The sequence below is a fragment of the Candidatus Neomarinimicrobiota bacterium genome, from assembly GCA_016784545.1.
In the GTDB taxonomy this organism is placed as follows: Bacteria; Fidelibacterota; UBA8477; order UBA8477; family JABMPR01; genus JABMPR01.
In genome coordinates, this window is record JADHUM010000087.1 from 1 (window position 1) to 8,831 (window position 8,831).

9 protein-coding genes and 1 tRNA gene are annotated in these 8,831 nt (G+C 45.3%); 8 read left to right on the plus strand and 2 right to left on the minus strand.

The genetic code is table 11. The features are described 5' to 3' along the window. The first annotated feature begins 545 nt into the window (after window positions 1-545). From ISR87_14800 to ISR87_14820, 5 genes are all read left to right on the plus strand, one after another. Window positions 546-1,385 (plus strand): aminotransferase class IV family protein, encoded by an 840-nt coding sequence (locus tag ISR87_14800; protein MBL7026710.1) that lies wholly within the window; start codon window positions 546-548, stop codon window positions 1,383-1,385. Beyond that, on the plus strand, window positions 1,375-1,947 hold the full coding sequence (locus ISR87_14805) for a methyltransferase domain-containing protein (protein MBL7026711.1): 573 nt from the start codon (window positions 1,375-1,377) through the stop codon (window positions 1,945-1,947). The genes ISR87_14800 and ISR87_14805 overlap by 11 nt, the downstream gene beginning before the upstream one ends. 24 nt (window positions 1,948-1,971) lie before the next feature. Further along, window positions 1,972-2,547, plus strand: coding sequence for a hypothetical protein (locus ISR87_14810; GenBank protein ID MBL7026712.1), 576 nt, complete (start codon window positions 1,972-1,974; stop codon window positions 2,545-2,547). A gap of 14 nt (window positions 2,548-2,561) precedes the next feature. Continuing rightward, a complete protein-coding gene (tgt, locus tag ISR87_14815; GenBank protein MBL7026713.1) occupies window positions 2,562-3,680 on the plus strand; it encodes a tRNA guanosine(34) transglycosylase Tgt in 1,119 nt (372 codons plus the stop codon). 92 nt (window positions 3,681-3,772) lie between these two features. Further along, the gene (locus ISR87_14820; GenBank protein MBL7026714.1) at window positions 3,773-4,279 is read left to right on the plus strand and encodes a hypothetical protein; all 507 of its coding nucleotides are present in this window, start codon (window positions 3,773-3,775) and stop codon (window positions 4,277-4,279) included. Between the two features lie 53 nt (window positions 4,280-4,332). Here ISR87_14820 and ISR87_14825 read toward each other — a convergent pair whose 3' ends face one another. Both ISR87_14825 and ISR87_14830 read right to left on the minus strand, forming a co-directional pair. After that, on the minus strand, window positions 4,333-5,106 hold the full coding sequence (locus ISR87_14825; GenBank protein MBL7026715.1) for an endonuclease/exonuclease/phosphatase family protein: 774 nt from the start codon (window positions 5,104-5,106) through the stop codon (window positions 4,333-4,335). A gap of 7 nt (window positions 5,107-5,113) precedes the next feature. After that, the gene (locus tag ISR87_14830; GenBank protein ID MBL7026716.1) at window positions 5,114-6,220 is read right to left on the minus strand and encodes a C40 family peptidase; all 1,107 of its coding nucleotides are present in this window, start codon (window positions 6,218-6,220) and stop codon (window positions 5,114-5,116) included. Window positions 6,221-6,402: 182 nt separating this feature from the next. Between ISR87_14830 and ISR87_14835 the strand changes: the two genes are divergently transcribed. The 3 genes from ISR87_14835 (at window position 6,403) to ISR87_14845 (ending at window position 8,433) form a co-directional block, all read left to right on the plus strand. Further along, complete coding sequence (locus ISR87_14835) at window positions 6,403-7,113, plus strand: glycosyltransferase family 25 protein (protein ID MBL7026717.1); 711 nt, start codon at window positions 6,403-6,405, stop codon at window positions 7,111-7,113. Between the two features lie 88 nt (window positions 7,114-7,201). Next, window positions 7,202-8,275: an SUMF1/EgtB/PvdO family nonheme iron enzyme gene (locus ISR87_14840; GenBank protein MBL7026718.1), complete on the plus strand. Its 1,074-nt coding sequence runs from the start codon at window positions 7,202-7,204 to the stop codon at window positions 8,273-8,275. Window positions 8,276-8,359: 84 nt separating this feature from the next. Further along, window positions 8,360-8,433 (plus strand) — tRNA-Arg (locus ISR87_14845). Window positions 8,434-8,831 lie beyond the last annotated feature (398 nt).

The following is an 8,831-nucleotide window of genomic DNA, read 5'->3' on the forward strand; positions in this document are numbered from 1 at the left end:
GATGAACCGAATGTAACGGTGATCCTCGCAGGTGGCGGCGAAGTCCTGGGAGAAATCATCAACGCTGAGGTCGTCCGCAAATAACAGACCCCCAAAGTGGGTGTCATACAATGAAGGGTCTTCGGGCCCTTTGTTGTTTCTACTAGATCAGACAACGGACACCAAGCCATTCTACAGGTGTGTCTTGCTGAGGTGTCATACGGAGCCTGCGTGCCAGGCGTAGTCCGCAGGACGTAGACTGGTCGAAGTGCTCTCGAAGTATGACACCCTCACTAAATCTTTCTCGTCATTGCGAGCGAATGTGGTGAGTGTGGCAATCTCCGAATCCTTGGTTTGCTAACAGCCCGAGATCGCGTCAGTCGTTTCACTCCATCGCGAAGACTTGTAGGAGTGATCCTGCCTGCAAGACGATTTCCTGGCAAACTCAATGTCCAGCAGCAATATTCTAGCAGATGATTACACCTTTCTCTCTAAACCTTTACATCATTCCCATTTGTCACAGCCTCGATTTATGCTATCCTACACGCTATGAAGGTTCAATCACAATGCTAATATACGCAAGCGGCTTATGGGTTGAAGCCGAACAAGCCGTGGTCCCATTCAATGACCAGGGATTTCTGTACGGTGATAGCCTATTTGAGACCGTGCGAGTCAATCACGGCAAACCTTTCCGGCTCGAAAAACATTTGGAACGGATGCAAAGTGGTATGGACACTATTCAAATGGAAAGTGCCGAACAACTGGCAAAAATTCCTGAGATTTTGAAAGAATATATTTCGAGGAATAATCTGGACAGTGCATTGGCACGCATCATTGTTACACGTGGGATAAGTAAGGGATCGCCGTGGCGATCTGAATCAACTCCCACCATATACATGACCTCACGCCCCGTCAATAAACCAGAGGATTGGCCCGTCAGGGTCATTTTTCTCGAAGAAAAGAATTATCCTATTTTACGCTTTCATCCCGCCATTAAATCAGGCAATTATTTAGGAAACATGCTCGCCAAAAAAGATGCGGAAGATGCTGGTGCCTTCGAGCCCGTGTTTGTTAATCGAGATGGCTATGTTACTGAGTGTGCCATCAGAAATATATTCTTTATCAAGGATGATGTTTTACTCACACCCTGTTTAGAGCTGGGTGTTCTACCAGGAGTCATCAGAGATACCATCATGGAATTGGCACAAATGCGTCATCTTAAAGTACGAGAAGCCCTGATTAATCAGGATGATGTACCTGAGATGGATGAAGCGTTTATTTCCAGCACAGGAGTGGGCGTATTACCCGTAACCTGGGATGGTTTTAAGTCAGACTACCACTACAGTCAGATCCTCAGAGAGGATTTAGATAAGCTTTTTGAATCAGGAGAATCGAATGTCACATAAAAAATTTGACCCCAGCCGTGCTGAACGGCTTATTTCTGCCGAGCGCTATCAGGAGTTGAAGCCAGATATCATATTACAGAAATTAGGTATTCGGTCTGGTAAAACCATTCTGGATTTGGGGTGTGGAAATGGTTTTTTTACCTTTCCTGCAGCAGTTGCCATGGGAGAAGGCATGGTCATCGCCGCCGATATGTCAGAGGAGATGTTATCTCTCCTCAAACAACGCAACACACCCGACAATATTCAGATACTTAAGGTAGACGAAGTTAAAATGGATATTGAGGATAATTCAGTTGACGCTGCAGTACTCATAGCTTTGTATCATGAATTTAAATCCCCGCTGGACAATCTCGCGGAGATTCGTCGCACACTGAAGCCAGAAGGTAAAATACTTATCCTGGATTGGGATCCTCAATCAGAAAAAGAACGGGGTCCTGCAAAAGTTCACCGTGTTGCGAAAGTTCAGGCCATCAAAGACTTGAAAGCGTCAGGCTTTACAATTGAAAGTCATGAAAATTATACCCTTGATATGTGGATGATCGTCGCTCACTCCAACGCATAGGCCATATTCCTGGGGGTGATGAAGATGAAAAAATTAAATCTCTATTATATCGTCAGTATTATCACCCTGGCGTTTATGATGTTTATCCTCTTCAGAACCTTACAGGTGACAGGCTGGTTTGAAGAACATGGGGGCAAGAGTCCTGCAGAGCGCATACTTCAGGGCTATCCAGGGCTCTATCAGCTTAAGATGCCTCGGGATGATTTATCAGCTTCCACCATGAAGGTTGAACCTCATAGGGTTGCCGGCGAAGAAAATTGGCTCATGATTCGACTGGACTCACTACCAAGCTATCTCATTGAAGTAAGTGATTTTGAAGATGAACAAATCTTGATTGTAATTTACGACTTTGATTCTACGGGGACTCCTGGCCGTGTTGAAGGATGTGAACTATTGCTGAGTGAGGATGCGGCAGAAAATTTTAGGGGCAGCACAATAGGTGATTTTTGTGGGCTCAAGGAGCAGTCCGCGGAGTATCTTGCACTGGATCTATTGCTGAGTGGTTCCATCGTCTCATTGAAGATTCAGAGGCGCGTGTTAGGTCAGGCAGACAGTCCTGAGGCACAGAAATATTTGTTAGAGAGGATAGATTCATGGTAGAGAGTAAAAAAGATATACAATTTAAGCTGACGAGAACTGATCCTTCCGGCGCTCGGCGTGGACATTTTTTTACAGAGCACGGCAAGGTTGAGACTCCTACCTTCATGCCAGTTGGAACCGCTGGCTATGTTCGTTCCACGCCCATGCGGGATGTTGCAGAATCCGGTGCCCAGGTGGTTCTGGCAAACACCTACCACCTCTCTCTGGGTGAGAGACTTCAAACCGTGAAACGCGCGGGAGGCCTCCATCGGTTTATGGGGTGGGAAGGCACCATCCTCACAGATTCAGGTGGCTTCCAGGTATTTTCCATGGAGGGCAGCGAAATTACAGAAAAGGGTGTCACTTTTCAGTTTGAGGAAAATGGAGAGAAACTGTTCCTCGGGCCTGAAGAATCCATGGCCATTCAACGTGATCTGGGTTCGGATATCGTTATGGCTTTCGATGAATGTGTGGATTACAAGGCTCCCCAGGAATATGTCCAGAAATCAGTTGAACGCACGACGCGTTGGGCTGAGAGGAGTAGAGAATATCCACTACAGGATCACCAGTTCATGTTTGGGATTGTCCAGGGTGGCATTTACCAATCCTTGAGACGCCAGAGTGCCATCGAAATTACCAATATTCCATTTGATGGTTTCGCCATTGGCGGAGTAAGTGTCGGTGAGGGTCTGGATCTTCTGAAAGAAGTCGTTGGCTACACCACACCCTTGCTACCACCCATGAAACCTAGATACCTCATGGGGGTCGGTTTACCTGAGGATATCCTGGCTTCTGTGGAACGTGGAATTGATATGTTTGATTGTGTAATTCCCACACGCTATGCCAGACAGGGAACCTTATTTACCCGAATGGGCAAACTACGCATCATGGACAAAGTCTTCCGCAAGGATAAATATCCTTTGGACACTGCTTGCCACTGCTATACTTGTCAGACCTATTCTCGAATGGTTCTGCGCTATCTCTTTTTCTCAAAGGATCCGCTGGCTGAAACCCTGGCAACCATTCACAACCTTACCTTTTATCAAGACCTCATGGCGGATATTCGTCGGGCGATTGAGAAGGGTAATTATGAAAATTTTATGAGGGGCTGGCTGAACAGTTATTTTCGGAAGAATAGTCCCCGAAAGAAATAAATTACCTAAAAGATCAATATCTGAATGTGCCTTGCTTTGACAGGGGTGGTCTTTTAAATTCAGATTCAATTTTTGTTATAGCCGGAGGAATAATGGGCGACATCGATTTAAAGAATGCTGATAGCAGGATGAAATACCTGAAAGACAACCTTGGAAATCTCATGAATGGGATTGATTCAAATTATGGCCAGGTCCTCATGGATGAGTTGATGCGACGCATGGAAACTACTGTCAGCGAGTTTAATGACGAAGTAAAAGCCATGTTGGGACAATTGCAGGGGATCAAGCCCATGCCTAAAGACAATATATTAGCTTCATCTCCCCGACCGGAACCACAAGCGCCACCTGTTCCAAAGGCTGCTCCTGCGCCACAGGCTGCTCCAATACCTCCAACTACAGAGTTAAAATCGGCACCTCCCGTGATTGAGCCTGAACCTTCAGTAGAATTGCCATCATTTAGTGATGAACCAGAGACTTTTGCAGCACCGCCAGAACCAGCTGTTGTTTCCGATACGGTAAAGGAAGTGGAAATTGAGGTAGATCTTCCTCCAGATGAACTTTCAGAATTCGAGAAAAAACTCAGATCTTTGGGAGGTTAATTTCCCTCAATAAATCGATTAATTGAAGCGGCGACATGGATCGCCGCTTTTTTTTATCTAAAATGCAGGATTTGGGGTTGATGATCTGAGGCGTTCGAGATCTCAGGATGCTGAAACTCAGCGACCTTTACCCCCTCAATAGCTTCACCAATAAATATATAATCAATACGTCGATCAGGTTTGTCTGCGGGAAATGTTGGGGGAGGCTCCACAGCGAATTCAGCAAGACCATCCCGCAATGATTTAGTGAGCAGGCCATATGCTTGAGAACTTGATTCAAAGTTGAAATCACCAGCTAGAATCATTCTGTTCTCCTCGGGGAGGACCTTGATAATGCGCTGGATCTGCTCCCATCGCTCTTCCTGGCTTAAGCCAAGATGTGTCCCCAATATGGTGAGTGTATCACCTCTGCAGTCAATTCGGCTTAAAAACACACTCCTGCCCTCTAAAAGACTATCCGTGGATAAATCAACGATACGAAAATCAAGGATGGGATAGCGGGATAAGAGTGCATTTCCGTATTGACCACCATCGTAATCGATGGATCGACCAAATACGGCGAATAAATCAAGCAGGACCCCCAGGCTGTCAGCCTGATGGACCCCTAAGGATCGTGCGGTGCCTTCATCAACTTCGTTAAGAATAACAATATCTGCCTGGGCAGCCTCAATGACACGAGCTGTGCGCTCCAGATCCAGTATGCCATCCATGCCCACGCCATGTCGGATATTGTAGGTCATGATGCTATGGGTATCTGTCTCTGATGTACAATTGGAAAGAATATTGCCCGCCAGGAGCAATATGAAGACGAGTAAGCTATGTCTCATCAGCTTTCTATTCAAAAATGCGTTTTGCAAAAGCAAATCGTCGTCCCAGATTTTCTGCATAATCTGGATCGTCAGGATTCATGCTCTGAATTTGAACCCCTTTTCCCAGACTATGAATAACCTTGCCATCACCCATATAGATGGCGGTATGGGTAATCATGCGGCGAGTTCCGGCAAAAAACATCAAATCCCCAGGAAGCATGGCAGCCATCCAGCCTGGATATCCCACCATACGACCCACATTGGCGATCTCATCTGAATCTCGTGGTAGATGGATATTGTTCAATGTATAACTCTGCATCACAAATCCTGAACAATCCACACCTTCAGCAGAACGACCACCCCAGACATAGGGTAGACCGAGGTATTGTTGTGCTGTTGTGAGAATTTCCTGACGAAGTGGATTGGCTGCAGGATCAATCAGTTTATAATGGTCGTTGGTGAGTTTTAACTCGCTACCATCTGCGAGAAGCAGCAGGTCATTTTCAAGATAGGGTAGGCGGGTTCCCATCAAGAATATCATTCCATTTTCCAGAGTATCATTTTTTGTGAAGACAGCCTGTTTACCCATATGATAGCGATTCCACTCCTGGAGATTGACACGACGCAGTGAATTTTTAGGTATATATCCTAGATAACCAATGGCTGATTGAACCTGCAGGTAGTCATCTACTTCACGGATCAAACGCACAGGTTCACCATAGAGCATCTCTGTACCTTCCTGCTTATAATTCACAGGTGTATAGCGACCCATGATATAGGGTGCAGTAATAATTCCATAAGCCTGGTTCCCAGGAAATGTTTCAGGCAAATAGTGCACGGAATCAATCAATTCAAAATCATATCCAGCATTTTTCAGTTTGCGTCCAATACCCCTCACTGGTATGGAGTAGAATGCCTCACCTGAAAGGGTGATAGTACGACCTTCAACAGAAGCATGAACATCCTGATACCAGATTCTGTTATCCAGATAGAAATCAGCATTTGCCTTGTCGATGATGGCATGTATTTCAGCATGTTTATTATTTGACGGGAGATAGATACAACTATTCAATGTGAATATCCCAAACACAAAGCTGAGGATTAATTTTGTGTGTATTGAAGAGCGGCGCATGTGAGGTTACCTTATATAACTTGATATTGTTGAAGCGGTGAAATTAATTTTATGGAGGGGTACCCTGCAAGCCTTCATCAACACATTAGGTTATTAAATACAGAGTTACTATTTGATAAAGGTCAATATTAGGGCTGGATATTTACTCGGTCTGAAATACGTTATGTCAGAGGAACTTATCCATGCAATATGACAAAGCCTATCTCATCAGTCTCGAACGCAGTCCTGTCAGGCGCAAAAATTTTTATCGCTACGCCAGCAAGGCAGGTCTTGATGTAGAGTGGTTCCCGGCCGTCTATGGTCTGGATGTGGATATAGAAGATTACCAGAAACGCGGGTATTTGAGTGGGGACTTCAAGTTGCGACTGGCTGGAAGTCTTGGGACGCTATTAAGCCATATTCATGTCTGGGAAAAGATAGTCGAAGACCCCCAGTGTGATATAGGGCTGGTTTTTGAGGATGATGCAGTTTTCACCAGACATTTCTTAAAAGATCTTGGCGATATCAAGAAAGGAGACATTCCAGAGGATTGGGATATGCTCTGGCTGGGTTGGCATAAGTTGGATTGTGAGCCTGTGAATGATAGGTTCGGTACACCACGCAAAACTGAAGGCAAAAGTGTAAACTCCGGGCATTTCGCCTATCTGATAAAATCGTCCAGTGTAGAGAAAATGAAGTCTCTGCTTTTGCCCTATGACAACAAGCGATCCAAGGATGTTTTGTTGAGGCGTAATTTTGATGCCTTTGGAGCATACTTTTTACTGGACAAAATCGTTAAGACCCCCAGGATCGGTTTTGACTCAGTTCGCAAAAACATCAACGATCCAAAGCGGATTGAGGGTCACCCCATTAAAAAATTGGTTCAGAAAATCCGGAAACTATTTTTAGAGTAATGTTTATAGCCTCTGGTTTTGTATCCAGAGAGTTCGGTTGCATTAAAAACCTGCGCATAGTACGAGAAATCTATCAATGAGATATAAAATGGAAAAGTTTTACCTGATCTGGCTGCTATCAATCCTTCTCCTAGCTTGTCAGGAATCTGCCCCTGAAGATTCACCTCCTTTAGATTTGAAGCCCCCTTCAGATCTGAATCTGACCATCGACAATTCTCAACAAATCACGCTCTCCTGGAAAGACAATAGTATGGGGGAAACGGGGTATCTCATTGAGCGTCGGGATTCATCAGATTTCTCTGAGATTGCGGCATTGTCCGAGAATACAACTAGCTATGAAGATTCGACTGCAAGCTACGGGGTGGTGAATCACTACCGGGTTTCAGTTTTGGCAGTTTCAGCTGATAGTCTTTTCGTCGAGGATTCAATAGGGTTTGTGTACCTGAACACTGAGTGGAGTACAGTTCCAGGTGGAGAATACCATTTCGGAGAACCTGGGAGCCTTCGGAATGATTTAACTGAAGATTTCCAGATGATGACCTTCGAAGTGACCAATGCCCAATTCGTAACTTTTTTAAATGAGGCGATCAGGCTGGGGACAATAACAGTTCCAGGAAGTTTACCCATTGGGGAATATGAAGGGGATGCCCACTGGCCTGCAGCCCAGCGGATGGCAGCCGATGTAAATGATCCTGACTCTCGCATGAGTTGGAACGGGGTTCAGTTTGTTGCAGATTCAGGCCATGAAAATAAACCGGTAAGTGAAGTTCCCTGGTTCGGTGCCTACTTTTTTGCCCGGCATTATGGATTAGTCTTACCTACTGAGCATGAATGGGAGAAGGCTGCCAGGGGAATGAATGACCATCCCTATCCCTGGGGTCTGGACTCTCTGAACTGTGACCTGGCAAATACAGCTGGTTGCGGCGCTCGATTAATAGATGTGGGAACGACCACAGGCGCCAGTCCGTTTGGTGTTCGTGACATGATTGGTAATGTCTGGGAATGGGTGGACGATTTTAGAGGACCAGACGACCACAGAAGAGTACTCAAAGGGGGAAGTTGCAATTCAACTATGCATACCACCTATGTTTATAGCCGAAATCAGGATGATGTCTGGCATACCAGCTATTTTTATGGTTTCCGTTGTATCAAGAGGAAATAGCAATTCCATAGTCATATGAATGGTTAGTCCAGTGGGATTTGCCTTGCTCAGCCATTCACGGACAAATAATATGGCACGCTATCAGCTCCGGTAGCTCAGCTGGATAGAGCAACGGATTTCTAATCCGTAGGTCACAGGTTCGAGCCCTGTCCGGAGTACACACTAAACCCCTTGTAATTCATAGAGTTACGAGGGGTTTCTTTTTTGGCCAGTTTGCATAGTTTTCTATCCAGTCCCGTTATTTGGGACATTATGGGACACCAGATGGTGAATAAATGGTGAACAAAAAAAGGCATATTGGATAGAAAACCATAGCCAGTAAGGGTCCAGTAAAAAAAGGCCACGTATAGGGGTGTGAGACACGATGCAGGGCCAAAAAAAAGCCCAGCGATTGCCGGGCTTCCCAGTATGGATCAAGCTTAAACGTTACCATATAGCATCCAACAGACTTACACCATCTTTAAGGTTCGAATCGAGAAGATGTATGTAGGCTTGTTCCGTCACCTTTATTGAAGAATGTCCAAGTAGCTTTGATACGACATAAATATCCACGCCG

Bases quoted from the DNA above. Each gene is read 5' to 3' on its own strand.
- ISR87_14800 (MBL7026710.1), top strand. From the start codon at position 546: ATGCTAATATACGCAAGCGGCTTATGGGTTGAAGCCGAACAAGCCGTG.
- ISR87_14805 (MBL7026711.1), top strand. From the start codon at position 1,375: ATGTCACATAAAAAATTTGACCCCAGCCGTGCTGAACGGCTTATTTCT.
- ISR87_14810 (MBL7026712.1), top strand. From the start codon at position 1,972: ATGAAAAAATTAAATCTCTATTATATCGTCAGTATTATCACCCTGGCG.
- ISR87_14820 (MBL7026714.1), top strand. From the start codon at position 3,773: ATGGGCGACATCGATTTAAAGAATGCTGATAGCAGGATGAAATACCTG.
- ISR87_14825 (MBL7026715.1), bottom strand. From the start codon at position 5,106: ATGAGACATAGCTTACTCGTCTTCATATTGCTCCTGGCGGGCAATATT.
- ISR87_14830 (MBL7026716.1), bottom strand. From the start codon at position 6,220: ATGCGCCGCTCTTCAATACACACAAAATTAATCCTCAGCTTTGTGTTT.
- ISR87_14835 (MBL7026717.1), top strand. From the start codon at position 6,403: ATGCAATATGACAAAGCCTATCTCATCAGTCTCGAACGCAGTCCTGTC.
- ISR87_14840 (MBL7026718.1), top strand. From the start codon at position 7,202: ATGGAAAAGTTTTACCTGATCTGGCTGCTATCAATCCTTCTCCTAGCT.